At 71.6% G+C, this 26,290-nt stretch carries 27 protein-coding genes and 1 tRNA gene; 20 read left to right on the top strand and 8 right to left on the bottom strand.

Annotated elements, in window-relative coordinates:
* Positions 1–75 precede the first annotated feature (75 nt).
* Complete coding sequence (gene xdhC / locus DFR41_RS10670; RefSeq protein ID WP_114802672.1) at positions 76–900, top strand: xanthine dehydrogenase accessory protein XdhC; 825 nt, start codon at positions 76–78, stop codon at positions 898–900.
* Between the two features lie 68 nt (positions 901–968).
* Here xdhC and DFR41_RS10665 read toward each other — a convergent pair whose 3' ends face one another.
* Positions 969–2,465 carry a cryptochrome/photolyase family protein gene (locus tag DFR41_RS10665; RefSeq protein WP_043114392.1) on the bottom strand — a complete coding sequence of 499 codons (1,497 nt, stop codon included), beginning with the start codon at positions 2,463–2,465 and terminating at the stop codon, positions 969–971.
* On the opposite strand from DFR41_RS10665, the gene DFR41_RS10660 reads away from it, so the two are divergent.
* From DFR41_RS10660 to DFR41_RS10630, 7 genes are all read left to right on the top strand, one after another.
* Positions 2,466–3,089: a YqgE/AlgH family protein gene (locus tag DFR41_RS10660; RefSeq protein ID WP_017757870.1), complete on the top strand. Its 624-nt coding sequence runs from the start codon at positions 2,466–2,468 to the stop codon at positions 3,087–3,089.
* A complete protein-coding gene (gene ruvX, locus DFR41_RS10655) occupies positions 3,082–3,492 on the top strand; it encodes a Holliday junction resolvase RuvX (protein ID WP_017757869.1) in 411 nt (136 codons plus the stop codon). Before DFR41_RS10660 ends, ruvX begins: the two co-directional genes overlap by 8 nt.
* On the top strand, positions 3,489–3,986 hold the full coding sequence (pyrR, locus tag DFR41_RS10650; protein ID WP_017757868.1) for a bifunctional pyr operon transcriptional regulator/uracil phosphoribosyltransferase PyrR: 498 nt from the start codon (positions 3,489–3,491) through the stop codon (positions 3,984–3,986). The genes ruvX and pyrR overlap by 4 nt, the downstream gene beginning before the upstream one ends.
* Entirely contained in the window at positions 3,986–4,948 is a 963-nt protein-coding gene (locus DFR41_RS10645) for an aspartate carbamoyltransferase catalytic subunit (RefSeq protein WP_114802671.1), read from the top strand. The genes pyrR and DFR41_RS10645 overlap by 1 nt, the downstream gene beginning before the upstream one ends.
* 138 nt (positions 4,949–5,086) lie before the next feature.
* On the top strand, positions 5,087–6,370 hold the full coding sequence (locus DFR41_RS10640; protein WP_114802670.1) for a dihydroorotase: 1,284 nt from the start codon (positions 5,087–5,089) through the stop codon (positions 6,368–6,370).
* Between the two features lie 36 nt (positions 6,371–6,406).
* A complete protein-coding gene (locus tag DFR41_RS10635; protein ID WP_114802669.1) occupies positions 6,407–7,162 on the top strand; it encodes a lysophospholipid acyltransferase family protein in 756 nt (251 codons plus the stop codon).
* 48 nt (positions 7,163–7,210) lie between these two features.
* Positions 7,211–7,285, top strand: a tRNA-Arg gene (locus DFR41_RS10630).
* A 134-nt stretch (positions 7,286–7,419) separates the two neighbouring features.
* Here the strand turns inward: DFR41_RS10630 and DFR41_RS10625 are convergent.
* Positions 7,420–8,115, bottom strand: a complete 696-nt coding sequence (locus DFR41_RS10625; RefSeq protein ID WP_017756901.1) for a Crp/Fnr family transcriptional regulator — start codon at positions 8,113–8,115, stop codon at positions 7,420–7,422.
* Positions 8,116–8,237: 122 nt separating this feature from the next.
* On the opposite strand from DFR41_RS10625, the gene DFR41_RS10620 reads away from it, so the two are divergent.
* Genes DFR41_RS10620 through DFR41_RS10600 form a run of 5 tightly spaced genes read left to right on the top strand, consistent with a single transcriptional unit; the run spans position 8,238 to position 11,971 of the window.
* Positions 8,238–9,293: an aminotransferase class V-fold PLP-dependent enzyme gene (locus DFR41_RS10620; RefSeq protein WP_211322574.1), complete on the top strand. Its 1,056-nt coding sequence runs from the start codon at positions 8,238–8,240 to the stop codon at positions 9,291–9,293.
* Positions 9,294–9,304: 11 nt separating this feature from the next.
* Complete coding sequence (locus DFR41_RS10615) at positions 9,305–9,736, top strand: hypothetical protein (protein ID WP_114802667.1); 432 nt, start codon at positions 9,305–9,307, stop codon at positions 9,734–9,736.
* 40 nt (positions 9,737–9,776) lie between these two features.
* On the top strand, positions 9,777–10,763 hold the full coding sequence (locus DFR41_RS10610; protein WP_114802666.1) for a Bug family tripartite tricarboxylate transporter substrate binding protein: 987 nt from the start codon (positions 9,777–9,779) through the stop codon (positions 10,761–10,763).
* On the top strand, positions 10,760–11,146 hold the full coding sequence (locus DFR41_RS10605; RefSeq protein ID WP_114802665.1) for a Rid family hydrolase: 387 nt from the start codon (positions 10,760–10,762) through the stop codon (positions 11,144–11,146). Before DFR41_RS10610 ends, DFR41_RS10605 begins: the two co-directional genes overlap by 4 nt.
* Before the next feature lie 27 nt (positions 11,147–11,173).
* Positions 11,174–11,971: a cyclase family protein gene (locus DFR41_RS10600; RefSeq protein ID WP_114802664.1), complete on the top strand. Its 798-nt coding sequence runs from the start codon at positions 11,174–11,176 to the stop codon at positions 11,969–11,971.
* Here DFR41_RS10600 and DFR41_RS10595 read toward each other — a convergent pair.
* Genes DFR41_RS10595 through DFR41_RS10575 form a run of 5 tightly spaced genes read right to left on the bottom strand, consistent with a single transcriptional unit; the run spans position 11,895 to position 17,834 of the window.
* Positions 11,895–12,971 (bottom strand): RNA methyltransferase, encoded by a 1,077-nt coding sequence (locus DFR41_RS10595; RefSeq protein WP_114802663.1) that lies wholly within the window; start codon positions 12,969–12,971, stop codon positions 11,895–11,897. The two genes, DFR41_RS10600 and DFR41_RS10595, sit on opposite strands and share 77 nt — an antisense overlap.
* A gap of 59 nt (positions 12,972–13,030) precedes the next feature.
* Positions 13,031–14,059 carry a GTP 3',8-cyclase MoaA gene (gene moaA / locus DFR41_RS10590; RefSeq protein ID WP_114802662.1) on the bottom strand — a complete coding sequence of 343 codons (1,029 nt, stop codon included), beginning with the start codon at positions 14,057–14,059 and terminating at the stop codon, positions 13,031–13,033.
* On the bottom strand, positions 14,053–15,387 hold the full coding sequence (locus tag DFR41_RS10585) for an FAD-dependent oxidoreductase (protein WP_114802661.1): 1,335 nt from the start codon (positions 15,385–15,387) through the stop codon (positions 14,053–14,055). Before DFR41_RS10585 ends, moaA begins: the two co-directional genes overlap by 7 nt.
* The gene (locus DFR41_RS10580) at positions 15,384–15,689 is read right to left on the bottom strand and encodes a ferredoxin family protein (protein WP_114802660.1); all 306 of its coding nucleotides are present in this window, start codon (positions 15,687–15,689) and stop codon (positions 15,384–15,386) included. Before DFR41_RS10580 ends, DFR41_RS10585 begins: the two co-directional genes overlap by 4 nt.
* 18 nt (positions 15,690–15,707) lie before the next feature.
* A complete protein-coding gene (locus DFR41_RS10575) occupies positions 15,708–17,834 on the bottom strand; it encodes a molybdopterin-containing oxidoreductase family protein (RefSeq protein ID WP_114802659.1) in 2,127 nt (708 codons plus the stop codon).
* 183 nt (positions 17,835–18,017) lie between these two features.
* On the opposite strand from DFR41_RS10575, the gene DFR41_RS10570 reads away from it, so the two are divergent.
* Positions 18,018–18,908, top strand: coding sequence for a helix-turn-helix domain-containing protein (locus DFR41_RS10570; protein WP_114802658.1), 891 nt, complete (start codon positions 18,018–18,020; stop codon positions 18,906–18,908).
* Positions 18,909–18,927: 19 nt separating this feature from the next.
* Here DFR41_RS10570 and DFR41_RS10565 read toward each other — a convergent pair whose 3' ends face one another.
* Entirely contained in the window at positions 18,928–19,950 is a 1,023-nt protein-coding gene (locus DFR41_RS10565) for an NAD-dependent epimerase/dehydratase family protein (RefSeq protein ID WP_114802657.1), read from the bottom strand.
* Between the two features lie 118 nt (positions 19,951–20,068).
* Between DFR41_RS10565 and DFR41_RS10560 the strand changes: the two genes are divergently transcribed.
* From DFR41_RS10560 to DFR41_RS10535, 6 genes are read left to right on the top strand one after another with little or no spacing between them, the layout of a single operon-like run.
* Complete coding sequence (locus tag DFR41_RS10560; protein WP_147284335.1) at positions 20,069–20,926, top strand: phosphatase PAP2 family protein; 858 nt, start codon at positions 20,069–20,071, stop codon at positions 20,924–20,926.
* Positions 20,927–20,967: 41 nt separating this feature from the next.
* A complete protein-coding gene (locus DFR41_RS10555) occupies positions 20,968–21,876 on the top strand; it encodes a lysylphosphatidylglycerol synthase domain-containing protein (protein ID WP_170159347.1) in 909 nt (302 codons plus the stop codon).
* Between the two features lie 20 nt (positions 21,877–21,896).
* Complete coding sequence (locus DFR41_RS10550) at positions 21,897–22,955, top strand: glycosyltransferase family 2 protein (protein ID WP_114802654.1); 1,059 nt, start codon at positions 21,897–21,899, stop codon at positions 22,953–22,955.
* Complete coding sequence (locus tag DFR41_RS10545) at positions 22,948–24,624, top strand: ArnT family glycosyltransferase (RefSeq protein WP_170159346.1); 1,677 nt, start codon at positions 22,948–22,950, stop codon at positions 24,622–24,624. The genes DFR41_RS10550 and DFR41_RS10545 overlap by 8 nt, the downstream gene beginning before the upstream one ends.
* The gene (locus tag DFR41_RS10540; RefSeq protein ID WP_170159345.1) at positions 24,621–25,388 is read left to right on the top strand and encodes a phosphatase PAP2 family protein; all 768 of its coding nucleotides are present in this window, start codon (positions 24,621–24,623) and stop codon (positions 25,386–25,388) included. Before DFR41_RS10545 ends, DFR41_RS10540 begins: the two co-directional genes overlap by 4 nt.
* Positions 25,385–26,287 (top strand): 2OG-Fe(II) oxygenase, encoded by a 903-nt coding sequence (locus tag DFR41_RS10535; RefSeq protein WP_114802651.1) that lies wholly within the window; start codon positions 25,385–25,387, stop codon positions 26,285–26,287. The genes DFR41_RS10540 and DFR41_RS10535 overlap by 4 nt, the downstream gene beginning before the upstream one ends.
* Positions 26,288–26,290: the final 3 nt, after the last annotated feature.

Here is a 26,290-nt window from a genome sequence, read left to right as displayed (position 1 = left end):
CAGTGGGCGGGACCCATATCGTGCCGGACGGCCGCAGGGGGACACGCCGCGCGCATCGCCGGCAGAACTCGAAGGATGCCTATGAGCATCGGCACCCTCGACGACGCACTGGCCCGCCTGGCCCATGAAGACGGCGTGCTGGTGCGCGTCGAGGCCACCGAAGGCTCGGCCCCGCGCGAGGCCGGCACCTGGATGCTGGTCTGGGCGCAGGGCCTCACGGCCACCATCGGCGGCGGCCAGCTCGAATTCCAGGCCATCGACGAGGCCCGCGGGCTGCTCAAGTCACCGGCCGCCGAGCCGCTGCGCAAGCGCTACCCGCTCGGCCCCAGCCTGGGCCAGTGCTGCGGCGGCGTGGTGCACCTGTCGATGCGCCGCGTGGGCGCGGCCGATGCCGCCGAGCTGCGACGGCAGCTCACCGAGCACCTGGCCCCGGTCGCAATCTTCGGCGGCGGCCATGTGGGCCTGGCGCTGGCGCGGCTGCTGGCCACGCTGCCTTATTCGGTGCGCTGGATCGACAGCCGGGACGGCGTCTTTCCCGATGCCCTGCCGGCCCAGGTGCACACCGAGCACAGCGAGCCGGTGCAGGACGCCGTCGCCACGCTGCTGCCCGGCACGCATGTGCTCATCATGAGCTTCAGCCATGCGGAAGACCTGGACATCGTCATTGCCTGCCTCAGGCGCCTGCGCGAGCGTGGCGATCTGCCTTATGTCGGCCTGATCGGCAGCAAGACCAAGTGGGCCACCTTCCGGCATCGGCTGGAAGCGCGCGGCTTCGCCGAGGCCGAGATGGCGCGCATCACCTGCCCCATCGGCGTGCCGGGTGTGACGGGCAAGGAGCCCGAGGTGATCGCCGTCGCCGTGGCGGCGCAGCTGCTGCAGCGGCGCGCGGCCGCGGGCTGAACGCCGCTGGCGTCGGGCACTGGCCGCATGACCCAACGCCACCCAACGCCAAGGCCGGGAGCCCCCGCTCAGGCCGCGCGTTCGGCGGTTTCCCGCGCCACCGAATAGCGCTCCAGCGTCTGCTGCCGCGCCTCGCCGTGGTCGACCACCGGGGCCGGATAGTCGTGGCCGATGCGCAGCCCGGCGGCTTCGAGTTCCACCGGCTTGGCGAGCCACGGCGCATGGATCATCTTGTTGGACAGCCTGGCGAGCTCGGGCACGTAGCGGCGGATGAACTTGCCCTCCGGGTCGAAGCGCTCGCTCTGCGTCACCGGGTTGAAGATGCGGAAGTAGGGCTGCGCGTCGCAGCCGCTCGAACTGGCCCACTGCCAGCCGCCGTTGTTGGACGCAAACTCGAAGTCGTTCAGGTGCTCGGCGAAAAAGGCCTCGCCCCGGCGCCAGTCCAGGCCCAGGTCCTTGCACAGGAAGCTGGCCGTCACCATGCGCAGCCGGTTGTGCATGTAGCCCGACTGCACCAGCTGGCGCATGCCGGCGTCCACCAGCGGATAGCCCGTGCGGCCCTCGCACCAGGCGGCGAAGAGCTGGTCGGCATGCTTGCCGTGGTGCCAGCGGATGCGGTCGTACTCGGGCTTGTAGCTCTTGCCCTCGGCCAGGTCGGGACGATGCGCCATCACCTGGGCATAGAAGTCGCGCCAGATCAGCTCGCCCAGCCAGGTGGCGGCGCCGCGGCTGCCGTTGCCGGCCAGCGCATGGGCGGTGGCCGCCGCCTCGCGGATGGAGAGCGTGCCGAAGCGCAGGTGCACGCCCAGGTAGCTGGGCCCGCGCACGGCGGGAAAGTCCCGCGTGCTGTCGTAGCGGTCGATGCGACCGACGAATTCATCGAACAACTGGCGCGCGCCGGCCATGCCGCCGCCCAGGCCCAGCTCGTGCAGGTTGGTGGGCTCGAAGCCCAGCTCGGCCAGCGTGGGCACTTCGGTGCGGTGCTCGGCCGGCGTGGGGATGAGGGCGTCGGCGTAGCGCTCCACCGGGTAGGGGCTCAGGTAGAAGGCGTCTTCGGCCTTGGCCATCCAGGCGCGCTTGTAGGGCGTGAACACCGAATAGACGCCGCCGGCCTGGGTCAGTACCTCGTCCCGCTCGAAGACCACATGGTCCTTGAAGGTCTGGAAGCTCACGCCCGCATTGGCCAGCGCGCCCAGCACCTGGGCGTCGCGGTCCAGCGCGGCGGGCTCGTCGTCACGGTTGGCGAAGACGGCCTGCACCTCCAGCTGCCGGGCGAGGGGGGCGATCTCTTCCTCGGCCACGGCATGGCGCACCACCAGGTCGCCGCCCATGCCGCGCAGGGCGGCCTGCAACTGCAGCACCGACTCCTGGATGAACTCGACGCGGCGGTCGCGCTGGGGCAGGGCGTCGAGGATCGCCCGGTCGAACACGAAGGCGCAGACCACCTCACGGCAGCTGCGCAGTGCGTGGTAGAGCGCCGCGTTGTCCTGCACCCGCAGGTCACGCCGGAACCACATGAGCCCTCGGGCGAAGGGCTTGTCGACGGCCACTAAAATTGGAGGCATATGTCCGTCGATTCTGCCCTGACCAATCTCACGCATCACTTCCTCATCGCGATGCCGGGCATGCAGGACCAGGCCTTCAGCCGCAGCGTCGTCTACCTGTGCGAGCACGGCGAACGCGGCGCGCTGGGGTTGATCATCAACAAGCCGAGCGACATCGACCTCAAGGGCCTGTTCCAGAAGATCGAACTGCGTCTGGCGCGCCCCGACCTCGACGATGCCCCCGTCTTCCAGGGCGGACCGGTGCAGACCGAACGCGGCTTCGTGCTGCACGAGCCCGTCGTGGGCGAGGACACCACCGGCGCCCCGCCGGCCGACGACGGCAAGCCGCACTCGGTCTACGCCTCCACCATGACCATCCCCGGCGGCCTGGAGATGACCACCTCCAAGGACGTGCTGGAGGCCATGGCCACCGGTGCCGGCCCACGCAAGGTGCTGGTCACCCTGGGCTATTCGTCGTGGGAGCAGGGCCAGCTCGAATCCGAGATCGCCGAGAACGCCTGGCTCACCGTGGGCGCCGACCCGGCCGTCATCTTCGACACGCCGGTGGAGCAGCGCTATGACAAGGCGCTGTCGCTGCTCGGCCTGGCCGCCTGGACCCTGTCGCCGGAAGCCGGCCATGCCTGAGAACGTTGACGTCCCCGCGCACTTCCAGAGCTTCCTCGCCTTCGACTTCGGCCTCAAGCGCACCGGCGTGGCCAGCGGCAACCGCCTGCTGCGCAGCGCCACGCCGCAGGCGACGATCAAGGCCGAGGGCGATGCCCGCTTCGCGCAGATCCAGGCCCGCATCCGCGAATGGCAACCCGACGCGCTGGTGGTGGGCGTGCCTTACCACCCGGACGGCGCCGCGCACGACAACACCCGCGCCGCCCAGCGCTTTGCCCGCCAGCTGCATGGCCGCTTCGGCCTGACGGTCTACCAGGTGGACGAGCGCTACAGCACCACCGAGGCCATCTCTTCCGGCGCGCGCGACGCCGACGCGGCGAGCGCCTGCATCATCCTTGAACAATTCCTGAGGAACCTTCCGTGAACGCATTGCCCGATGCCGAGGGGCTCTACCAGACGCTGCTGGCCGGCGTGAAGCCGCTGATGCGCGAGCACACCCGCCTGGTGGGCGTGACCTCCGGCGGCGCCTGGCTGGTCGAGCGGCTGCAGAAAGACCTGGGCCTGCCTGGCACGCCCGGCGTCATCTCCTCCGCGATGCACCGCGACGACTTCGCCCGCCGCGGCATGGCCGCCAGCGCGCAGACGCAACTGCCCTTCGACGTCGACGGCAGCGATGTGCTGCTGCTGGACGACGTGCTCTACACCGGCCGCACCATCCGCGCGGTGCTCAACGAGCTGTTCGACTTCGGCCGTCCGGCCTGCGTGCGGCTCGCGGTGATGGTGGACCGGGGCGGGCGCGAGCTGCCGGTGGCGGCGGACTTCGCGGCGGCCCATCTCACGCTGCCCGACACGCAACTGCTGGCGCTCGCCCGGGGCAACGATGGCAGCCTGCGTTTCAACGTCGAGGAGCAGGCCTGATGCTCTACAAACGCAACCCCCAGCTCAACAAGAACGGCGAGCTGATCCACCTGCTGTCCATCGAGGGCCTGCCCAAGTCCATCGTCACGCAGATCCTGGACACCGCCGCCAACTTCGTCAGCGTGAGCGACCGCGAGGTCAAGAAGGTGCCGCTGCTGCGCGGCAAGAGCGTGTTCAACCTCTTCTTCGAGAACAGCACGCGCACCCGCACCACCTTCGAGATCGCGGCCAAGCGGCTGTCGGCCGACGTCATCAACCTCGACATCGCCCGCAGCTCCACCGCCAAGGGCGAGACGCTGCTGGACACCATCGCCAACCTGAGCGCGATGGCGGCCGACCTGTTCGTGGTGCGGCACAGCGAATCGGGCGCGCCCTACCTGATCGCGCAGCATGTGGCGCCGCATGTGCACGTCATCAATGCGGGCGACGGCCGGCATGCGCACCCCACGCAGGGGCTGCTCGACATGTACACCATCCGCCACTACAAGAAGGACTTCTCCAACCTCACGGTGGCCATCGTGGGCGACGTGCTGCATTCGCGCGTGGCCCGCTCCGACATCCATGCGCTGACCACGCTGGGCGTCGCCGAGGTGCGCGTGGTTGGCCCGCGCACCCTGGTGCCGGGCGACCTGGCGCCGATGGGCGTCAAGGTCTTCCACAAGCTCGAAGAGGGCATCAAGGACTGCGACGTGGTCATCATGCTGCGCCTTCAGAATGAGCGCATGAGCGGCGCACTGCTGCCGTCGAGCCAGGAGTACTTCAAGACCTACGGCCTCACGCCCGAGAAGCTGCAGCTGGCCAAGCCCGACGCCATCGTGATGCATCCGGGGCCCATCAACCGCGGCGTGGAGATCGCCTCCGAGGTGGTGGACGGCAAGCAGAGCGTGATCCTGCCGCAGGTGACCTTCGGCATCGCGGTCCGCATGGCCGTCATGAGCATCGTGGCAGGTAACGAAGCATGAAATGGCGCCCGCTCGGCTACTGCGCGCGCCGATCTTGCGCCTGCGCTGCTCGCCGTACGTGAGTACGGCTGCGCTGCTCGGCACAAGCTCGACGCGCTCGCTACGCCGCTCGGACGCCATTTGCTGATGGGAAGAATGATGAATACGTTGATCCAAAACGGCCGGGTGATCGACCCCGCCTCCGGCTTCGATGGGGTGGCTGCCGTGGCCATCGCGGACGGCCGTATCGCCGCCATCGGTGACCTGCCCTCCGACTTCACGGCCGAGCGCACCATCGACGCCACCGGCTGCCTGGTGCTGCCCGGTCTGGTCGACTTGGCCGCGCGTCTGCGCGAGCCCGGCTACGAGCACGAGGGCATGCTCGAAAGCGAAATGGCCGCGGCCGTGGCCGGTGGCGTGACCAGCCTGGTCTGCCCGCCCGACACCGACCCGGTGCTCGACGAGCCCGGCCTGGTCGAGATGCTCAAGTTCCGCGCCGAGAAGCTGCAGAAGGCGCGCCTCTTTCCGCAGGGCGCGCTCACGCGCGGCCTCAAGAGCGAGGTGCTGACCGAGATGGCCGAGCTGACCGAGGCCGGCTGCATCGGCTTCGGCCAGGCGGAGGTGCCGCTGTCCGGCAACGTGGTGCTGCAGCGCTCGCTGCAGTACGCCAGCACCTTCGGCTACACCGTGTGGCTGCGCCCGCAGGACCGCGACCTGGGCAAGGGCGTGGCCGCCAGCGGGGCCCTGGCCACGCGCATGGGCCTGTCGGGCGTGCCCGTGGCCGCCGAGACCATCGCCCTGTTCACCATCTTCGAGATGATGAAGACCACCGGCGCCCGCGTGCACCTGTGCCGCCTGTCCAGCGCGGCCGGCGTGCAGCTGGTGCGCGAGGCCAAGGCCGCGGGCCTGCCGGTGAGCTGTGACGTCAGCATCAACTCGCTGCACCTGGCCGACACCGACATCGGCTTCTTCGACAGCCGTGCGCGCCTGACGCCACCGCTGCGGCAGCAGCGCGACCGCGATGCGCTGTCGGCCGCGCTGGCCGACGGCACCATCGACGCGCTGGTCTCCGACCACACGCCGGTCGAGGCCGATGCCAAGACCCTGCCCTTCGCCGAGAGCGAGCCCGGCGCCACCGGCCTGGAGCTGCTGCTGCCCCTGGCCCTGCTGTGGGCGGAGCGCAGCGGCGCCGGACTGTCGCGCGCCGTGCAGGCCATCACCCAGGCGCCGGCACGCCTGCTGGGCGAGACCGGCGCGCAACTCGGCCGCCTGGCCGTGGGCGGCCCTGCTGACGTGGTGGTGGCCGACCCGCGCCGCGAATGGCAGGTGCTGCCCGAGGCGCTGCGCAGCCAGGGCAAGCACACGCCCTTCGCCGGCCACGCGCTGGTGGGCGCCGTGCGCGCGACCTTCGTGGGCGGACAGCTGGTGCACGAGGCCGCCTGAGCGGCCCGCCGGCCTCCTTCGCGTTCGTCGACACCCATGCCCCGATCCCTTGTCGCGCTTGGCCGCCTCGTGCGGCTGCTGGCCCATGCCCTGCGGGGCTGGTGGATCATCCGCCGCCGCTTCGACGCGCTGGACGCGCCGACGCGGGCCGATCATGTGGAGCGCTGGGCCCAGCACGCGCTGCAACTGCTGGGCATCCGGCTGGTGGTGCGCGGGCCCGTGCCCCAGACGGGGCCGGTGCTCGTGGTGGCCAACCATGTGTCGTGGCTGGACATCATGACCTTGCATGCCGCCCGCCATGTGCGCTTCGTCTCCAAGTCGGCCGTGCGGCACTGGCCGCTGATCGGCACGCTGGCCACCGGCGCCGGCACGCTCTACATCGAGCGCGAAAAGCGCCGCGACGCGCTGCGGGTGGCTCACCACATGGCCGAGGCGCTGCGCGCGGGCGACCGCATCGCCGTCTTCCCCGAGGGCACCACCAGCGACGGCCGCGGCCTGCTGCCCTTCCATGCCAACCTGCTGCAGTCGGCCATCTCGGCCGATGCGCCGGTGCAGCCGGTGGCGCTTCGTTTCCTGGATGCCGCCACCGGCGAAGTGAGCTTCGCGCCCGTCTACGTCGACGACGACACCCTGATCAGCTCGCTGTGGCGCACCCTGCGCGCGCCACCGCTGGTGGCCGTCGTGCAGTTCGGCGAGCCCCAGAGCCCCGAGGGCCGCGACCGCCGCGGCTGGGCCCAGAGCCTGCATGCGGACGTGCTGGCCCTGCGCGGCGAGGCCGGCCGCTTGGGTTAAAGTCGCGGGCCTGCCGCCGGCCTCCCACGGCCCGCGGCCAGTGCCCCGGTCCCTATAGTTCAATGGATAGAACGGCCCCCTCCTAAGGGGCAGATGCAGGTTCGATTCCTGCTGGGGGCACCACCTTCAAGCCCGCACATGCCCACGCGTGTGCGGGCTTTCTCTTTGGGGTCGGCATTGCGCGATGCAAGCTTGTAAAGCCGTTGACATACACCCCCCAGCCGCGTTCCTAGACTGGCTGCGCCGCCCCCGGGCGTCTACAGCTTCGGCGCCAGTCGCCGCAACCCCTGCATGTCGCGGATCACGCAATGGGACTTCGCCATCTCGATCAGCCCCTGGCCCTGCAGCTGGCTCATCACGTTCGAGGTCATCACGCGGCTCAGGCCGGTGATGTTGGCCATCTCCTGGTGCGTGAAGGAGACGCCGATCGCCATGCCCGTGGCCTGCGTCTCGCCATAGGTGTCGGCCAGCTGCAGCAGGTGGTGCACGACGCGTTCGGCCGCGCTGGTCTGGCTCAGCAGCAGGTTCTGCTGCGCCAGCACGCGCAGCTTGGTGCCCATGAGCCACAGCACCTGCCGCAGACAGGTGGCGTCGGCCTGCATGCAGCGCAGCAGATGCGTGCGCTCGATCTGGCGTGCCACGCCGTCGCACGAGGCCACGGCCGTCATCGACTGCCGGCCGTCCAGGAAGGCGCTGCACTCGCCCACCAGGCCGTGGCGGCCGACGATGGCCAGGTGTTTCTCATGACCGGATTCGGACCACAGCATCAGCCGGACGCGCCCCTGCTCGATGAGCTGCACATGGGTGGCGGCATCCCCCTGCGAGAACAGCGTCTGGCCCTTGCGGAACGCCACCGCAGGCAGGGCGCCGGCTGCCGTCAGTGCCTGCCAGTCGAACTGCGGCACCTCGATCCAGGCCGAGGGCGAAGCCGCCGCGCCGGCGTGCGGATTCATCGCTTCAAGCACCCCAAGGCCTCCACAACAACAGCGTCATGACTCATCCATTTTCTTCATACCGAAAGCTTTTCCCCATCCTGGAGAACACCGTCCAGTTGTCGAGCTGCTCGCAGAGTGCGATGAGCCTGCCGGTCAGGCAGGCCATCGACGACTACCTGGCGGTGTGGACCACACGTGGCGCCGACTGGGGCTACTGGATGGAGCAGGTGGCGCTGGCGCGTGCCGAGTTCGCTCGCATGATCCATGCCGATGCCGACGATGTGGCGGTGCTCGGCAGCGTGTCCGATGCCGCGTCCAGCATCGCCTCGGCACTGCGCTTCGACGACGGGCGCGACGGCATCGTCACCGGCAGCCTGGACTTTCCTTCGGTCTGCCACGTGTGGCTGGCGCAGCAGTCGCGGCGCGGCGCCCAGGTGCGTTTCGTGCAGGCCCGACCCGGCGCGAGCGACACCACGGCCCGGCTCGTTCAGGCCATCGACGCGTCCACCGCGCTGGTTTCGGTGTCGCAGGCCTGCTTCTACGACGGGCAGCTCGTGGACATCGCCGCCACGGGCGCCGCCGCGCGCGCGCAGGGCGCGCTGCAGTTCGTCGATGCCTACCAGTCGGCCGGTTCGCGGACCATCGACGTGCGGGCCCAGGGCGTCGACATGCTCGCCGCCGGCGCCCAGAAGTACCTGCTGGGCATTCCGGGCATCGCCTTTCTCTACGTCCGGCCCGAACTGGCTCGCCAGCTGGAGCCGGCCGTCACCGGCTGGTTCGGCCGGGTGAATCCCTTTGCCTTCGATCCCGCCCGGCTGGACTTTGCCGCGAGTGCGCAACGCTTCAACACCGGCACGCCCCCCATGATGTGTGCGAGCGTGGCGCGCGCCAGCATCGGCCTGCTCAACGAGATCGGCGTGCCGGCCATCGAAGAATGGCTGGGCCTGCTCTCGGCCGTGGCGCTGGAAGAGGCGCCCCGTCTCGGACTCGAGGTGGTGAGCCCCACGGTCCCCGGGGCCAAGGGGGCCAACACCGCGATCCGCGTGCGCAACGCCGCCGAGGTGGAGGCGCGGATGCTGGCCGCCGGCTTTGTGGTGTCGGCGCGCAACGACGTGATCCGCATCGCGCCGCACTTCTACAACACGGCCGAAGACGTGGTCGGCGCGCTGCGTGAGCTGGCGCGGCTGACGCGCTGACCGACATCGCCATGGATGCCATTCCCGCTTCCATCCATTGCGCGTCGGTGCTGTGCGCCGCGCCCGCCGACCGCGCGCTGGCCTTCCTGGCCGACGGCCTGGAACTCGGCCGCTGGGCGCTGGGCTGCTGGCAGACCCGCGACGCCGGCGATGGCGTGGTGCAGGGCCATTCGCTGTTCGACGGTTCCGAAGGCTTTGTGCGGCCGGTGCTCGACGCGGCGCGCGGCCGGGTCACCTATCACGTCGGCAGCGCGCCCGACGCGCTTGCGCCGCGCATCCACGCCACGGTCGAGTCCGCACCCCTGCCCGACACGACGACCCCCGGCTGCCGCATCAGCCTGCATGCGGCCCGCACGCCCGACATGGACGACGCACGCTGGCTGCGCCTGGTGCGATGCCACGAGGTGGAAGTGCTGCTGATCCAGTCGCTGCTTGCCCGATGAGCCTTCTTTTCCACGACGCCATGAACCGAGGACCCCTGCCATGAACCGACGCCAGTTCAGCCGCCTCTTTCCCGCCGCCTGCGCGCTGCCCGCGCTTTCGTCATTGCCGCTTGCCGCGGGCGCCAAGCCCTACAGCGGCCCGGTGCGCGTGCTGGTGGGCTTTCCGCCGGGAGGCGCCACCGACGTGGTGGCCCGCGCCATCGTCGACCGCCTGGGCAAGGCCATGAACGGGCAGGTCTTCGTCATCGACAACAAGCCCGGCGCCGGCGGCCAGATCGCGGCGCAGGCGCTGAAGGCCGCAGCGCCCGACGGCTCGACCATCATGCTGTCCATCGATCACACGCAGGTCATCGTGCCGCTCACGATTGCGGCGGCAGGCTATGACGCCGTGCGCGACTTCACGCCGCTGGCCGGCGTGGCCAGCTACTACAACGTGCTGGCGGTGAGCGCGGCCACGGGGGTCACCTCGATGGCCGAACTCGGCAGTTGGGTCAAGGCCCGGCCCACCGAGGCCAACTACGGCATCCCGGCCGCGGGCAGCGTGCCGCAGTTCATCGGTCATGTGATCGGCCAGTCCTTCGGCGTGCCGCTGAACTCCGTGCCCTACAAGGGCGGCGCGCCGATGGTGCAGGACCTGCTCGCCGGCCAGATCCCGATCGGCATCGCCTCGATGACCGAGTTGATCGAGCACCACCGGGCCGGCAAGGTGCGCATCCTGGCCAGCTCGGGCGAGACGCGCAGCCGCACCGCACCGGACATTCCCACCTTCCGCGAGCTGGGCTTTGCGGGCATCGACAAGAACCCCTGGCTCGCCTTCTTCGGCCCCAAGGGCGTGCCGCCCGAGGTGGTCGAGCCCTTCGAGCGTGCCGTGCGCACCGTGCTGGCGCAACCGGACCTGCAGGAGCGACTGGCCAAGATGGGCAACGAGGTCACGCCCGCGTCCTCCGCCGAGGTGGGGCGCTGGGTGGTCGATGCCAACGCCACCTGGGGCAAGGTGATCCGCGATTCCGGCTTCAAGGCGACATGAACGGCCGCCGCTTCATCCAGAGCGGCTCGCGCTGGGAAGAACTGGCCGGCTACGCACGGGCGGTGGTCGATGGCCGCTGGGTCTTCGTCTCCGGCACCGTGGGGCAGGACTTCCGCACGGGCCGCTTTCCCGAGGGCGCCGAAGCCCAGGCCGAACTGGCGCTCGACACCATCGGCAGCGCGCTTGCCGAGGCGGGCGCCGGCTTCGATGACGTGGTGCGCGTGCGCGTCTACGTGCCCGACCGCGGCGATGTGGTGGCCGTCAGCCAGGCGCTGCGGCGGCGCCTGGGCGACAACCGCCCGGCCAACACCACCGTGTGCAGCCCGCTGGCCGTGGAGGGCGCACGGGTTGAGATCGAAGTGACCGCCCGACGCAACGCCTGACCTTCTCCATTCCAACCAGGACCACCGATGAGCCTACTGACCCAGCTTGCCGCGGCGATGCGCGCGCAGACCATCCGCACCATCGACCTCACCCACACGCTGAGCGAAGACTTTCCGCCGCTTCAGCTGCCGCCCCAGTTCGGCCAGGTGGCGGCCTTCAAGAAGGAACGCATCTCGCGCTACGACGAAGCCGGCCCGGGCTGGTACTGGAACAACTTCTCCTGCGGCGAACACACGGGCACGCATTTCGACGCGCCCGCCCACTGGGTGAGCGGCCGCGACCATGCGGGCAACACCGTCGACACCATCGCACCCGAGCAGTTCATCGCGCCCGCCGTAGTGGTCGACGCCAGCGCGCAGGTGGCCGAGAACGACGACTGGCTGCTGACGGTGGAGTTCCTGCAGGAATGGGAGTCGGCGCACGGCCGCATTCCGAAGGGCGCCTGGGTGCTGCTGCGCACCGACTGGTCGAAGCGTCTGGCGGACCCGGCCGCCTTCGTCAACATGCGTGAGGACGGCGCGCACACGCCCGGCCCCACGCAGGCGGCGGTGGAATGGCTGATCCGCGAGCGCGAGGTGCACGGCTTCGGCGTGGAGACCATCAACACCGACGCCGGCCAGTCCTATGCCTGGCCGCTGGCCTACCCGTGCCACACGCTGATGCACGGCGCCAACCGCTACGGCCTGCAATGCCTGCGCAACCTCGACCAGCTGCCGCCCACCGGCGCGCTGATCATCGCGGCGCCGCTCAAGATCGAGGAAGGCTCGGGCAGTCCGCTTCGGGTGCTGGCGCTGGTCGAGGCGCCCGCCGCAGCGGCTGCGTAGCACCACCCAGCGCCCGCGCCCGCAACTGCCCACAGCCGCCATCCACATCCTGCCCCGCGGAATGTCGCAGCTTGGTCAGGATGCCGCGCTCGTGCAGCGTGCGCGCCATGCGCTCGCAGCGCTCCAGCGTGGGCCGGGCGAAGCCGCTGCCTTCCACGCTGTTGAAGGGGATCAGGTTGAGCACGCCCCAGCGGCCGCGCAGCAGTCGTACCAGGCCCTCGATGTCCTCGGACCGGTCGTTGATGCCTTCCAGCAACGTCCACTGGTACTGCACCGGGTAGCCGCTGGCGCGGGCGTACGCATCGGCCGCGTCCACCAGTTGCTCGGGCGTGAGGTCGGGCGCGCGCGGCAGCAGACGGCGGCGCAGCGCGGCATCGGTGGTGTGCAGCGACAGGGCCAGCGCCGGCCGCACCGTCTGCCGGTGCAGCCGCTCGAAGGCACGCGGATCGCCCACGGTCGAGAAGACCAGGTTCTTGTGGCCGACGTTGCCCACGGTGCCCAGGAAGTCGATGGCCTCCAGCACGCCGTCGAGATTGTGCGAGGGCTCGCCCATGCCCATGAACACCACGCGGCTCACCGGTCGCCGGGCCCGCGCCAGGGCCACCTGGGCCACGATCTCGGCGCTGCGCACCTGGCGCAGCAGGCCGGCCTGGCCCGTCATGCAGAACTGGCAGCCCACCGCGCAGCCGACCTGCGACGAGACGCACACGCCGCCGCGCGGCAGCAGCACGCTTTCCACCGTCTGGCCATCGGCCAGGCCCACCAGCAGGCGCTCGGAGCCGTCCTCACCGGGGTGCACCGTCTGCACGCGCGCCAGCGCCGCCAGCTCGGCATCGATGGCGGGCAGTTCGGCCAGCAGGCCGGCGGGAAAGTAGTTGGCGGTCGGTCGCTTGCCGCCATCGCGCGGCAGCGCCTGCGACCAGGTGCGCAGGATGCGGTGCTCGTGGCTGGGGCCCGCGCCGGCGGCGCGCAGGCGAAGGCGCAGGTCGTGGAGATGCATGGGGTGGGTACGAAGGCGGCGATGCTAGCGCGCCCGCCTTCGACCCTGCCCCGCGCGGCCTATCCGCCGGTCACCGACATGTGCCGCACCAGCCGCACGGGATGTTCGCGCCCGGTGATGCGGAAGTCGTGGCCCTGCGGCTTGCGGGCGATGGCGCCGTCGATGGCGGCGTGCAGCGCATCGTCGCTTGCCGAGGCACGCAGCGTGCTTCGCAGGTCGGTGCCGTCCTCGTGGCCCAGGCAGGTGTGGAGCAAGCCCATGGCGGTGACGCGCACGCGGTTGCAGTCGCCGCAGAAGTGCTGCGTGAGCGGTGTGATGAAGCCCAGCAGGCCGCCGGTCTGCGCCACGCGCGCATAGCGGGCCGGGCCGCCGCTGCGTTCGGCCACGTCGGCAAGCGTCCAGCGCTGCGCGATCTGCCGGCGCAGCGCCGCCAGGCTCAGGAAGCCGTCGGCCCGGTCCATGCCGGTGTCGCCCAGCGGCATGGTCTCGATCAGCGTCAGCGCCATGCCCCGGCCATGCGCGAAGGCGATCAGGTCATGGATCTCGTGCTCGGTGCTGCCGCGCAGCGCGACGGCATTGAGCTTGACGGCCAAGCCCGCGTCCAGCGCGGCGTCGATGCCGTCCAGCACGGCCTGCAGCGAGCCGCCGCGCGTGAGCTGCGCAAAGCGATCGGCATCGAGCGTGTCGAGCGAGATGTTGATGCGGCGCACGCCGGCAGCGGCCAGCCCTTGCGCCAGCTGCGGCAGGCGGGTGCCGTTGGTGGTGAGCGTCAGCTCGTCCAGCGAGCCGTCCCGCAGGCCATCGGACAGGCCCTCGAACAGCGAGAGGATGCCGCGGCGCACCAGCGGCTCGCCGCCCGTGATGCGCAGCTTGCGCACGCCCTGGCGCATGAAGGCACGCGCCACGCGCTCCAGCTCCTCCAGCGACAGCAGCGCCGGGCTGGGCGCGAAGCGCATGTCCTGCGGCATGCAGTAGACGCAGCGCAGGTTGCAGCGGTCGGTGACCGACAGGCGCAGGTAGCGCACCGCGCGGCCGAAGGGGTCGACCAGCGGCGGCAGCGCGCCCCGGCAGCGGGTGTCCATCAGCATGCGGCGGCCTCCAGGCGGGCGGCGGCCCGCATCGCGTCCACGTCGACGAATTTCTCGCGCGGCTTGCCCACGGCGGTGCCGCGGGCCAGTTCCGCGCGATCGATGCGCTGCCAGGCGCCATGGTCCACGGCGCGTTCGCAGGCGGCCTGCATGGCGGGGGTGGTCGACACCGGCCGCTCGCGCAGCAGGGGCAGGTCGGCCAGCACCGCTTCGGCCGTCTGCACGCCGCAAGCGCGGTTGCTGCCGATGGTGCCCTGCGGCCCTCGCTTGGCCCAGCCGCAGACATACAGGCCGGCGACCGGGCGGCCGGCGTCGGTGATGCGTCCGTGCGCGTTGGCATGCACGCCTCGCCCGGCGTCGTAGGGCACACCGGGCAGCGGCAACGCGCGTCGGCCCACGCTGGCGAAGACCAGGCCGCAATCCAGCGTCAGCTCGCCGCCGGCCGGGGCCGCCGGCGGGCGGACGAAGTGCATGGCCTGCACCCGGCCGTGGCCGCTGATGGCCGCAGGTGCCAGATGGAAGCGGAACACGCAGCGCCTCGACTGCGCAGGCGCATGCGTCGAAAAGCCTTGCAGCAGTTGGATCGCCGCGCGGCCTTCGGCATCCACGCTCGGCGGCGGATCGAAGCTGTGCGCCGTCCAGTCGCTGCCGTCCAGCAGCGCATCGCAGCCGGCCAGGGTGCCGAACTCGTGCAGCTCCTTGAGCGAGAAGCGCGTCTGCGCCGGCCCGCGGCGGCCTACCACCACCACCTCGCGCACGCGGCTGTCGGCCAGCGCATCGAGCGCATGGGCGGCGATGTCGGTGCGGCGCAGTTCGTCCACCGGCCGCAGCAGGATGCGCGCGACGTCCAGCGCCACGTTGCCGTTCCCCACCACCACCGCCCGTTCCGCCGAGAGGTGGAAGTGGCAGTCGCGCTGGTCGGGGTGGCCGTTGTACCAGCCGACGAAGTCGCCGGCCGCATGGCAGCCGGGCAGGTCCTCGCCGGGTATGCCAAGGCGCCGGCTCTGCGCGGCGCCGGTGGCCAGCACCACCGCGTGGTAGCTGCGGCGCAGGTCTTCCAGCTTCACATCCTGGCCCAGCGCCACGCCGCCGACGAAGCGCAGGCCCGGCATGGCGGCGATGCGCTCGAACACGGCGCTCACCTGCTTGAGCTTGGGATGGTCGGGCGCCACGCCGTAGCGCACCAGGCCGTGCGGCACGGGCAGGCGCTCGATCAGGTCCACCTGCAGGCCGGGGGTGCCGGCGCGCAGCAGCGCCTCGGCGGTGTAGAAGCCGCTGGGGCCGGCGCCGACGATGGCGATGCGAGGGGCGATGGGCGGGGCACTCATGCGCCTGCGCCCTGCGGCAGCGCTGGCGCGCCCGGCAGCGGCGGCAGGCGCTGCGTGAGCACCGGCGTCAGCGCGGCGCGCTCGCGGTTGATGCCGATCCACGCCTTCTTGTCCGCAGCCAGCAGGAAGTCCGCCTGGATGGCGCCGACCGGGCAGATGGGCGCGCAGCCGCCGCAGTCGATGCAGTTGTCGGGGTCGATGTAGGTCATGCGCTCGTCGACGTGGAAGCACTCCACGGGACAGACGGTGACGCATTCGGTGTAGCGGCAGCCGCTGCACAGGTCGGTGACGACGTAGGCCATGGGGGTGTCTGTCTCCAATCAGAGGGCCGCGACCTGGACCAGCGTGTCCGAGAAGGTCGGCGCGCGCCCGAGGTCCGCGAACACGGTCGGCGTGATTGCATGCACGTTGCCGGTGCCACGGCTGCTGCGGTGCCAGTAGCCCGAGGGCGCCACCACCAGGCCGGGCATCACGTCGGCCGACAGCGTGGCCTTGGCCTCGAAGGCACCGCGGTCGTTGAACACGCGGATGGGCGTGCCGGCCTCGATGCCGCGCCGGCCGGCGTCTTCCGGATGCAGCAGCACCAGCTGTTCCTCGCCGGCCTGCATCTGCTGCGCCGGCAGGTTGCCGAAGTTGGAGTTGAGGAAGGCATGGCTCTTGGGCGAGATCAGGCTCAGCGGGTAGCGCTCGGCCAGCGCCGGCGCGGTGGCTGGCGTCTCGTTGGGACGGATGTAGTGCGGCAGCGGGTCCACCGGCTCGCCGGACTGGTCGGCGCCGTAGCCCTGGCGGAACAGCGGCGCGACGAAGTTGCCCCCTTCGGCCAATGAGGACTTGAATTCGCACTTGCCCGAAGGCGTCGGAAAGTTGCCCTCGCGGTGCGGCGCCCAGTCGGCCGCGGCGGGCATGGTCAGGCGCATGTAGCCGCGCGCCTTGAGCTCGTTCAGCGTGATGCCCTGCATCACGGGGCTGCTCCAGTCCATCGACTCCGCGATCATCTGCGCGTCGCTGCGCTGGAAGAAGGGGTCGTCCATGCCCAGCGCCTTCGCCAGCCGGCGGAAGAGTTCGGTGTTGGGAATGGCCTCGCCCAGCGGCGCGATGGCCTGGTTGTTGTAGCTGAGGTAGAGGTGGCCCCAGGAGAACATGATGTCCTCCTGCTCCAGCTGGGTAGTGGCGGGCAGCACGATGTCGGCATAGCGTGCCGTGTCGGTCATGAAGTGCTCGCTGACCACGGTGAACAGGTCCTCGCGCATCAGACCCTGCGCGATCCTGTCCTGTTCGCACACCATGGCCATGGGGTTGGCGTTGTAGACGAAGAGGGCGCGGATGGGCGGCCCCGACGGCAGCTCGCCATTGAGCGCCGGGCCCAGTCGCCAGCTGTTGATCACGCGCATCGAGGTCGGCTGCAGGTCCGGTCGCATCAGGCCCGGCCAGTTGACCGGGAAGGCCCAGATGGGCAGCTGCAGCAGGCCGCCGCCCACATGCTTCCAGGCGCCGATCAGCGCCGGCAGGCAGGAGATGGCGCGCACCGTTTGCCCGCCGCCGGCATGGCGCTCCACCGCCACGCCGATGCGGATCACGGCCGGCGGCGTGCTGGCGTATTCGCGCGTGAGCTTGAGGATGTCCTCGACCGGAATGCCCGTTTCCTCGGCCGCGAACTCGGGCGTGTACCGCGCCACCCGCTCGGCCAGCTCGTCGAAGCCGACGGTGTGCTGCGCGATGTAGTCGCGGTCCAGCCGGCCTTCCTTGATCAGGATGTGCGCCATGGCCAGCGCCAGTGCGCCGTCGGTGCCGGGGCGGATGGGGATGTGCCAGTCGGCCAGCCGCGCGGTGCGCGTGCGCACCGGGTCGATCACCACCAGCTTGGCGCCGTTCTTCCTGGCCTGCTCGATGAAGGGCCAGTGGTGCGAGTTGGTGCTGAGCGTGTTGCAGGCCCACAGGATGATGTAGCGCGCATGCACGAAGCTCTCGGGGTCCACGCCCGGCGTGTGGCCGATGGTCATCATGTAGGCGGTGCACGAGCCCGAGTCGCAGAAGGTGCGCTCGCACACGGTGGCGCCCAGCTTGTTGAACAGCGGATCGCCCACGTTCAGGCCGTTGAGGATGCCCTGCGTGCCCAGGTAGCTGTAGGGCAGGATGGCCTGCGGCCCGTCCTGCGCGATCACGTCCTGGAAGCGCGCGGCGATCTCGGCAATGGCTTCGTCCCAGCCGATGCGCTCGAACTGGCCGCTGCCCTTGGGGCCGGTGCGCCGCATGGGGTAGAGCAGGCGCTGGTCGCTGTAGACACGGTCCTGGTAGTTGTTGACCTTGACGCACAGCCGGCCGCGGGTGAAGGGATGGTCGGGATTGCCGCGCACGGCGATGGCCTTGCCATCTTCCACCGTGGTGATGAGGGAGCAGGTGTCGGGGCAGTCGTGCGGGCAGGCGCCCATCACGGTGGTGCGGGTCATGGGGTTCCTTTCGCTCGTCGGCGCATCGGTGGGATGCATCGAGTCTGGCGAGCCCGTGCCCTGAATCCCTTGTCCGGGTTTGCTCTGTTCTTGTCCCGCTCGGCCATGTCGACCATTGGCATGGAAACTGCGTGCGGCGCCCCCCGCCCACCGCCGCGGCGCATCGACAACCCCGCCAGCACCATGTTGGGACATTCGGTCGACAAGTACGTCAACAGCACGATGCACCAGACCTCCAACGCGCAGGGCTGGCGTCATGTGCTGGCCGAGCGCTGGAGCCATGCGGCGGGCGAGCTGCCGCGGCTGGTGCCGCGTGACACCGAGGTCGCCATCCAGCTTGGCGGCCACACCCGCGTGGACCGCCGGGGCGGCGGCCGGCGCGAGAACACCGTGGGGCGGCCGGGCACCATCTGGCTGTGCCCCGCCGGCATCGAAGAGGAATACATCAACGTGGTCGAGCCTATGGCCGACTGCCTGCACCTGTTCCTGCCGGCCCGGCCCTTCGCCGACACGGTGCAGCGCGAGTTCGACATCGACCCTGCGCGCGCCGTGCTGCGCTACCAGACCATCGAGCACGATCCCTTCGTGGCGGCCGTCGCGCAGCAGATCGTGGCCGAGCTGGACCAGGAGTCGGGCGCCGGCCGGCTATTGGTGGAAAGCCTGTCGGTGGCGCTCAGCGCCCACCTGCTGCGCCACTATGCCGAGGAAGGGCCCGCCCGGCCGTTGGTAGAGAAGGCGGCGCGCCCGATGGACAGCCGACGGCTGGCCCGGGTGCTCGATGCCATCGATGCGAGGCTGGACCTGGAGCTCAGCGTGGCCGAGCTGGCCGAGGTCGCCTGCATGAGCGTGGGCCACTTCACCCGCAGCTTCCGCGCCGCGACCGGCCAGCCGCCCCATGCCTTCGTCGCCGAGCGGCGCATCGCGCGGGCCAAGGCCTGGCTGCGCGAACGCGAATGCCCCATTGAGGAGATCGCCTATGCGGCGGGCTTCTCCACGGCCGCGAGCTTCTCCAAGGCCTTCCGCCGCGCCACGGGCTGCACGCCGCGGGAGTACCGGCTGCTCGGCCGGCGCTGAGCTGCGCCGGGCGGATGGCTCAGGCGGTGGCGAGCTGACGCGCTCCGGGCACCGGGTCTTCGTCCCACCCCTTCCACCGCCGCAGCCACCGCACGAAGCGCGGCAGCCCCTCCGCCAGCGGCGTGACCGCCCAGGGGCCGATGGCCGCCTCCAGCCGAGACGGGTCGGCGCAGGTGAGCGCGACATCGCCCACTGGCCGCGGCGCGAAGTTCACCACGGCGCGGCGGCCCAGCGCCGCTTCGAGCTGCGCCACGAAGTCGACGACGCGCACCGGCTGTCGGTGGCCGAGGTTGAACACCTCGCAGGGCACGCCCTCCGCATCGGGCACCGGCGGGCCGCGCCGCACCAGGCGCAGCAGCGCATCCACCACGTCATCGATGCAGGTGAAGTCGCGCTGCAGCAGGCCGTGGCCATACAGCGTGATCGGCCGGCCCGCCTGGATGGCTTCGGCAAAGCCCCAGTAGGCCATGTCGGGCCGGCCCCAGGGCCCGTACACCGTGAAGAAGCGCAGGCTGGTGGCCGGCAGGCCGTGCACGGCCGCCGTGGCATGGGCCATCAGCTCGTTGGCCTTCTTGGTGGCGGCATAGAAGGAGGCCGGCGCATCGGTGCTGTCCTGCTCGCGGAAGGGCGCGTCGGCCCGCTGGCCATACACGCTCGATGAGCTGGCGTGGAGCAGGTGGCGGACGCCGTTCAACCGGCAGGCCTCCAGCACCGAGGCGAAGCCCACCAGGTTGGCCGTGGCGTACTCCAGCGGCCGCTGCACCGAATGGCGCACGCCGGCCTGCGCGGCCAGGTGCAGCACCACCTCGCAGCGGTGGCGGGCCCAGAAGGCCTGGGTGGCGGACACGTCCGACAGGTCCAGCGGCGCCACCTCCACGCCCAGCGGCGCCAGCAGGGCCTGGACGCGGGCGTGCTTGAGCCGCGGGTCGTAATAGCTGTTGAAGCTGTCGCAGCCCACGACGCGGTGGCCGGCCCGCGCCAGGGCCGCCGCGGCATGGGCGCCGATGAAGCCGGCAGCGCCGGTCACGAGCACGGAGGTCATGGGCCGCAATGTGACGCCGCCACAAGTCAGCCATGTGGCATTCAGCTTTCCGTCGCACCGCTGACATGGAGCCTGCCTACCGTCATGCCGTCCGCGTTGACCGTTGCCCCGCTGCGCCATGTCCTCGAACACGAATTCCGTCTCCCCAGCGTCTCCGGCGCCACCGATGCGCCGGCTGTCCTTCGCGGTGGCGGCCCTGCTGCTCGGCGCGCTGCTGCTGCGCCTGACCGAGGCCGACCTGCCGCTCTTTCGTGGGCTCAATGCGCTGGCGGCTGCGCTGCCCGACACGCTCTGGTCGGGCCTGAGCGTGCTGGGGCTGGGCCTGTCCATCGGGCTGGTCGGCCTGGCGCTGTCGCCGGGCCGCGAGCGTGGGGCGATGCGGCTCATCAACGCGCTGATGTGGGCCTTTCCGCTGGGCGGGCTGCTGTCCCATGTGCCCAAGCGCGTGTTCGTGCAGCTGCGCCCGCCGGGCGTGCTGCCGCCGGAACAGCTGCATGTGATCGGCGATCCGCTGGTGCACCTGGCCATGCCCTCGGGTCATGCACTGGCGGCCTTCGCCTTCGTCTGGGTGCTGCTGCACACGCGCCAGTGCACCGCGGCGCAGCGCGCGCTGCTGTGGGGCACGGCCGCGGCGGTGGGGCTGTCGCGCATCGCGGTGGGCGCGCACTGGCCCAGCGATGTGCTGGCGGGCGCGGCACTGGGCCTGGTGGCGGCGGCGCTCAGCCTGCGGGCGGCGCAGCGCTGGGACCTCAGCGGCCTGCTCACGCGGCGCCGGGCCCAGGCGGGGATGGCCCTGGTGCAGGTGGGTGCGGGCCTGGCCATGCTCTGGACGACGACCGGCTATCCGCTGGGCGCGCCGCTGCAGTGGGCCCTAGGCCTGGCCGGCGTGGCCGGTGGCCTGCTGCGCCTGCGCTGGGTGGCGGTGCCTGCCGTGTCGGGGCGCCGCTCCGGCTGGATGGCGGAACGGGCGGGGTGAGCCCCATGCCGCTGCGTGCCGGTTCCGCGATTCGCCGAGCGATGCAGGCCCTGTCGGCGCTGGTTGCGCTGCTGCTGCTGGCCTGGCTGCTCAGTGACGTGGATGCCCGCGCCTTGGCCGGCACCGCTCGGCGCATGCCGGCCGCGACCTGGGCCCTGGCGCTGGCGGGCGTGCTGGCCACCTACGGGCTGCGTGCAGCACGGCTGCATGCCGAATGGCGCGCCCGCACCGGCGCGCGCTTCGTCGACTGCCTGGTGCTGTTCGCCTGGCACAACGCGGCCGTGTCGCTGCTGCCGCTGCGCACCGGCGAGGCGGGCTATGCCTGGTGGCTGCACCGCCGCTGGCAGGTGCCGCTGGCCCAGTCGCTGCCCAGCCTGCTGTGGCTGCGCCTGCAGGACGCGGCCGTGCTGGGCACGATGGTGCTGGCGCTGCTGGTGTCGCCGGCCCTGGCGCTGGCCGCCGTCGCCGCGCTGGTCCTGTTGACGGCCGTGGTGCTGCGCAGTGGCTGGGTCGGGCGCGTGGGCGACGTGATCGAGGCCGACGGCGCGCCCCGGCTGCAGCGCCTGCTGCAGGGGCTGTATGGGGGCCGGGGCGGCTGGCGCTCCTGGGTCTTCTGCGCGGCCAACTGGGCCATCAAGCTGGGCGTCTCGGCCCTGCTGCTGCATGCGGCGGGGCTGCATCCTGCCGCGCTCGGCTGGTGTGGCGCGGCCGGGGCCGAGGCCGGTGCGGCCCTGCCGCTGCAGGCGCCCGCCGGGCTGGGCGTGTTCGAGGCCGGCGCGTTGGCGGGCGTGCATGCCTGTGCCGCTGGCGCGGGGCCGGTGGACGCAGGCGCCGTCATCGGCGCCGCCCTGCTGGTGCATGCCCTCTGGCTGCTAGTGAGCGTGGGCGCAGCGCTGCTCGTGCTGGCGGCGCGCCGCGGCTTTGCAGCGCCTGCTCGGGCGCTGTCGTGAATCCCAACCCTTGCCCTGCCATGGACCGCACCGACCCCACCCATCTGCTCGCGCGCGACACCGCGCTGATGCCGCCGCACCGGCTTTCCGTCGTCGTGCCCATGTACAACGAGGTCGAGAACGCCGCCGCCCTGGTCGACGCCGTGCAGGCGGCGCTGGCCCATTACCCCGCGCCCTGGGAGCTGATCGTGGTCGACGACGGCAGCCAGGACGGCACCGGCCCCGCGCTGGAGCGCCGCGCCGCCGAGCTGGGCCCGCATGTGCGCGTGCTGCGCCTGGCGCGCAACTTCCGGCAGACGGCCGCCATGCAGGCGGGCATCGACGCGGCGCGCGGCGACGTCATCGTCACGCTCGACGGCGACCTGCAGAACGATCCGCGCGACATCCCGCGCCTGGTGCGCCGCCTGCTGGCCGAGGACCTGGACATCGTGGCCGGCTGGCGCCGCGACCGGCAGGATGGGCTCTGGCTGCGCAAGCTGCCTTCGCACCTGGCCAACCGGCTGATCCGCCGCGTGACCGGCCTGGACTTCGAGGACCTGGGCTGCAGCCTCAAGGCCTTCCGCGCCGAGACGCTGCGCGAGGTGCGGCTGTATGGCGAGATGCACCGCTTCATCCCCGCGTGGCTGGCGACCGTGACCTCGCCCGCGCGCATGGCGCAGGAGCCGGTGGCGCACCATCCGCGCCGTGCGGGCCAGTCCAAGTACGGCCTCTCGCGCACGCTGCGGGTGGTGGTGGATCTGCTGGCCATCACCTTCTTCATGCGCTTCGCGGCGCGGCCGGGGCACTTCTTCGGCGTGCTGGGGCTGTCGGTGGGCGGGGCGGGCGCGCTCATCCTGACGTACCTGGCGGCACTCAAGCTGGCGGGCCACGACATCGGTGGCCGGCCACTGCTGTCGCTGGGCTTCTTCTGCCTGCTGGGCGGGCTGCAGCTGCTGATGACGGGCGTGCTGGCGGAGCTGGTCACCCGCATCTACTACGGCGGCCAGCACGGCTCGCCCTATGTGCTGCGGCGCGGGCAGGCCGAGGCACCGCCGGCCGCCGAGGGCTGGTGCACCGGGAGCGCCGATGCGCGTGGCTGAGTTCATCGCGACGCGGCCCGCCGACGAGCGCCGGACGATGGCGCTGTGGGCCCTGGCCATGGGCCTGGTCGCGCTGCTGGGCCTGGGGCTGGCGCCGCTGTTCGACGTGGACGAAGGCGCCTTCTCCGAGGCCACGCGCGAGATGCTGGCCAGCGGCGACTGGGGCCACACCACGCTGAACGGCGAGCCGCGCTTCGACAAGCCCATCCTCATCTACTGGCTGCAGGCGGCGAGCGTGCAGCTTTTCGGCCTGAACGAGGCGGCCCTGCGCCTGCCCTCGGGCCTCGCCACCTGGGCCTGGATGCTGGCCGTGGCGGCCTTCGCCTGGCCGCGCTGGGGCCAGCGTGCCGCCATGCTGGCCGGCACGGTGCTGGGCACCAGCGCGGGCGTGCTGCTGATCGGCCGCGCAGCCACGGCCGATGCGCTGCTCAACCTGTGGCTCGCGCTCACGGCGCTGGAGCTGTGGCGCCATGCCGAAGGCGAGGGCGATGCGCGTGGGGCCTTGAGACGAGCCGCGCTGTGGTGCGGCCTGGGCGTGCTCACCAAGGGCCCCGTGGCGCTGCTGGTGCCGGGTGCGGCGCTGCTGCTGTGGATGGCCTTCTCGGGCCGTGCGCAGCTGGCGGCACGGCTGCGGGCACTGCTGGGCGACGGCTGGGCGTGGCTCATCTTCGCGGCCGTCGCGTTGCCCTGGTATGCCTACGCGCTGCACCGGCATGGCATGGCCTTCGTCGACGGCTTCCTGTTGCGCCACAACCTGCAGCGCTACGGCGGATCGCTGGAAGGCCATGGCGGCAGCCTGCTGTATTACGTCGTGCTGCTGCCCCTGCTGATGCTGCCGTGGACGCCGCTGCTGGTGCCGCTGCTGGCCCGCCTGCGCGCCACCTGGCGCGAGCCGCTGGGCCGCTACCTGCTGCTGTGGGCAGGCTTCGTGCTGGTCTTCTTCAGCTTCTCGGGCACCAAGCTGCCGCACTATGTGCTGTACGGCTTCACGCCGGTGGCGCTGCTCGCGGGGCGCGAGGCGGCGCGCTGGCTGGAGAGCGCGGGCGGCGCGCGCTGGGGACTGCGCATGCAGGCGGGCCTGCTGGCGATCTGGCCGGCCGCCGCCGTTGCGGTGACGGCCTGGATCGCCCTGCATACCGCGGGCATCGCCAACCCGCTGTATCGCGCGCTCATCGGCCAGCCGGCTGCGCTGGCGCCGCTGGGCGCCGCTGCCCTGGTGGCGGTGATAGGCGTGGCGATGCTGGTGAATCTGCGGCGGCTGCCGGCCTCTGCGCGATGGAGCGCGGCGGGCGTGGTGATGGCCCTCGTGATGACGCTGGCCGTGGTGCCCTGGTGGGGCCGGCAGCTGCAGGCGCCGGTGCGCGAGGCCGGCCAGCGGGCCGCGGCCGTGCTGGCGCAGACCGCGCCCCCCGCCGGCGCGACGCTGGTGCAGTGGGGCCTGCACCTGCCCAGCGTGGCCGTCTATGCCCGGCGCGAGGCGCCGCGGCGCCCGCCCCGGCCGGGCGACCTGGCCCTGGCGCGCGAGGACCAGATCGACAGCCTGGCCTCACAGCTCGCCGCCTTGCCGGCGGGCCGCCGACCGCCCGGTGCGGACGGCACGCTGCCCACCTGGCAGCCGCTGATGCGCATGGGCGGCATGGTGCTGCTGCGATGGAACGGCGCGCCATGAGTCCGCGCCAGGCCGCCTGGCTGGGCTGGCTGGCCGCCGTGCTGCTGTGCGGCCTGGTCTTTCGCACCTGGCCGGTGCTGGACCTGGCCGCGTCCGCGCCCTTCTACCTGCCGCAGATTCCCACCGGCTTCATCGGCAACCTGTACCACGGGGTGCTGGACCTCTGGCGGCTGGTGCCGCAGGTCGGTCGCGTGCTCGGCGTGGCGGGCCTGCTGGTGCTGCTGGTGCCCGCGCGCCGCATTCCCTGCGGCGCGGCGCGGCGCTGGCGTGGCCGGCTGCTGGCCGCCGTGGCGTTGCTGATGCTGGGCGTGTGCCTCGTCGTCAACCAGGGCCTGAAGGAGCATGTGGGCCGTCCGCGGCCGCAACAGGTCAAGCCCTTCGGCGGCCCCAGCGACTATGTGCCGGTGGGCAGCCTCTCGCGGGCCTGCGAGCGCAACTGCTCCTTCGTCAGCGGCCATGCGGCCACCGGCTTCGTGATCGCGGGCTTCGGCCTGTGGGGCGTGCGGCGGGTGCGCCGGCGCTGGTGGGCGGCTGGCGCGCTGCTGTGCCTGCTCCTGGGCGCGGCGCGTGTGGCGCAGGGCGGGCACTTTGCCAGCGACGTGGTCTTCAGCCTGCTGGTGATGACCGGCGTGGCGATGGCCGTGCGCTCGGCGATGGTGCAGTGGCGTGGCCTGCGACGGCGCCTCGCGCTACGGCAGGCCGTGCGCCCGATCGTGCCGTCAGGCTTCGGGTTGCCAGCCCGGCCGATCATGGCGCGGTCATGAGCACCGTCCTTCGCTTCCTGCCCGAGCTGGGCCACTGGATCACCCACAACCTCGATGCCGGCGCGCCGCCCGATGGTCTGGTCGACGCGATGGTGGGCCAGGGCATGGCGGCCGGTGCGGCGCGGGCCATCGTCGCGGCCTTCGTGGACGCCCGCCAACGAGGAGTGGCCCCGCCGGTGGACAGCGTGGCCCTGCCGGACGACGAGTCGGCACGGCCCTTCATCGCCCGGCCGCGACTGGCGCCGGGCCACCGCATCGCCGCGGTGGACCGCGAGGTCACCGTCCACGCGCGCGGTCGCGATCCCGTGTGGGCCGCGCTGGGCCCGGTGCTGGATGCCGACGAATGCCGTGCCCTCATCGACATGGCACGCCCGCGGCTGCGGCCGTCCACGCTCGTCGATCCGATGAGCGGCCGGGACGTGGTCAGCGAGCACCGCACCAGCTGGGGCATGTTCTTCCGCCTGGGCGAGAACGACCTGGTGGCGCGGCTCGACCGTCGCCTGTCGGCGCTGATGAACCTGCCGCTGGAGAACGGCGAGGGCCTCCAGGTGCTGCACTATCCCGCCGGTGCGGGCAGCGAACCGCACCACGACTACCTGGCGCCCACCAATGCCGCCAACCGCGAGTCGGTGGCGCGCAGCGGCCAGCGCGTGAGCACGCTGGTGACCTACCTCAACGACGTGCCGGCGGGCGGCCAGACCGTGTTTCCCCACCTGGGACTGGCCTTTTCGCCCGTGCAGGGCCATGCCTGCTACTTCGAGTACGGCGACGGCCAGGGCGGCGTGGACCCGCGCTGCCTGCATGCCAGCAGCCCCGTGGAGCAGGGCGAGAAGTGGGTCGTCACCAAGTGGATGCGCGAGCGCCGCTTCGTGAGTGCGGGCGAGGCGCTGGGAGGCTGAGCG

The organism is Pseudacidovorax intermedius, from assembly GCF_003350475.1.
Taxonomy (GTDB): Bacteria; Pseudomonadota; Gammaproteobacteria; order Burkholderiales; family Burkholderiaceae_C; genus Xenophilus; species Xenophilus intermedius.
The sequence above is the reverse complement of the archived record's forward strand: the minus strand, read 5'-3'. Positions and strand labels throughout refer to the sequence as shown.

Excerpts from the sequence above, each read along its gene's own strand:
- xdhC (WP_114802672.1), top strand. The coding sequence starts at position 76 with ATGCCTATGAGCATCGGCACCCTCGACGACGCACTGGCCCGCCTGGCC.
- DFR41_RS10665 (WP_043114392.1), bottom strand. The coding sequence starts at position 2,465 with ATGCCTCCAATTTTAGTGGCCGTCGACAAGCCCTTCGCCCGAGGGCTC.
- DFR41_RS10660 (WP_017757870.1), top strand. The coding sequence starts at position 2,466 with ATGTCCGTCGATTCTGCCCTGACCAATCTCACGCATCACTTCCTCATC.
- ruvX (WP_017757869.1), top strand. The coding sequence starts at position 3,082 with ATGCCTGAGAACGTTGACGTCCCCGCGCACTTCCAGAGCTTCCTCGCC.
- DFR41_RS10645 (WP_114802671.1), top strand. The coding sequence starts at position 3,986 with ATGCTCTACAAACGCAACCCCCAGCTCAACAAGAACGGCGAGCTGATC.
- DFR41_RS10640 (WP_114802670.1), top strand. The coding sequence starts at position 5,087 with ATGAATACGTTGATCCAAAACGGCCGGGTGATCGACCCCGCCTCCGGC.
- DFR41_RS10635 (WP_114802669.1), top strand. The coding sequence starts at position 6,407 with ATGCCCCGATCCCTTGTCGCGCTTGGCCGCCTCGTGCGGCTGCTGGCC.
- DFR41_RS10625 (WP_017756901.1), bottom strand. The coding sequence starts at position 8,115 with ATGAATCCGCACGCCGGCGCGGCGGCTTCGCCCTCGGCCTGGATCGAG.
- DFR41_RS10620 (WP_211322574.1), top strand. The coding sequence starts at position 8,238 with ATGAGCCTGCCGGTCAGGCAGGCCATCGACGACTACCTGGCGGTGTGG.
- DFR41_RS10615 (WP_114802667.1), top strand. The coding sequence starts at position 9,305 with ATGGATGCCATTCCCGCTTCCATCCATTGCGCGTCGGTGCTGTGCGCC.
- DFR41_RS10610 (WP_114802666.1), top strand. The coding sequence starts at position 9,777 with ATGAACCGACGCCAGTTCAGCCGCCTCTTTCCCGCCGCCTGCGCGCTG.
- DFR41_RS10605 (WP_114802665.1), top strand. The coding sequence starts at position 10,760 with ATGAACGGCCGCCGCTTCATCCAGAGCGGCTCGCGCTGGGAAGAACTG.
- DFR41_RS10600 (WP_114802664.1), top strand. The coding sequence starts at position 11,174 with ATGAGCCTACTGACCCAGCTTGCCGCGGCGATGCGCGCGCAGACCATC.
- DFR41_RS10595 (WP_114802663.1), bottom strand. The coding sequence starts at position 12,971 with ATGCATCTCCACGACCTGCGCCTTCGCCTGCGCGCCGCCGGCGCGGGC.
- moaA (WP_114802662.1), bottom strand. The coding sequence starts at position 14,059 with ATGCTGATGGACACCCGCTGCCGGGGCGCGCTGCCGCCGCTGGTCGAC.
- DFR41_RS10585 (WP_114802661.1), bottom strand. The coding sequence starts at position 15,387 with ATGAGTGCCCCGCCCATCGCCCCTCGCATCGCCATCGTCGGCGCCGGC.
- DFR41_RS10580 (WP_114802660.1), bottom strand. The coding sequence starts at position 15,689 with ATGGCCTACGTCGTCACCGACCTGTGCAGCGGCTGCCGCTACACCGAA.
- DFR41_RS10575 (WP_114802659.1), bottom strand. The coding sequence starts at position 17,834 with ATGACCCGCACCACCGTGATGGGCGCCTGCCCGCACGACTGCCCCGAC.
- DFR41_RS10570 (WP_114802658.1), top strand. The coding sequence starts at position 18,018 with ATGTTGGGACATTCGGTCGACAAGTACGTCAACAGCACGATGCACCAG.
- DFR41_RS10565 (WP_114802657.1), bottom strand. The coding sequence starts at position 19,950 with ATGACCTCCGTGCTCGTGACCGGCGCTGCCGGCTTCATCGGCGCCCAT.
- DFR41_RS10560 (WP_147284335.1), top strand. The coding sequence starts at position 20,069 with ATGTCCTCGAACACGAATTCCGTCTCCCCAGCGTCTCCGGCGCCACCG.
- DFR41_RS10555 (WP_170159347.1), top strand. The coding sequence starts at position 20,968 with ATGCAGGCCCTGTCGGCGCTGGTTGCGCTGCTGCTGCTGGCCTGGCTG.
- DFR41_RS10550 (WP_114802654.1), top strand. The coding sequence starts at position 21,897 with ATGGACCGCACCGACCCCACCCATCTGCTCGCGCGCGACACCGCGCTG.
- DFR41_RS10540 (WP_170159345.1), top strand. The coding sequence starts at position 24,621 with ATGAGTCCGCGCCAGGCCGCCTGGCTGGGCTGGCTGGCCGCCGTGCTG.
- DFR41_RS10535 (WP_114802651.1), top strand. The coding sequence starts at position 25,385 with ATGAGCACCGTCCTTCGCTTCCTGCCCGAGCTGGGCCACTGGATCACC.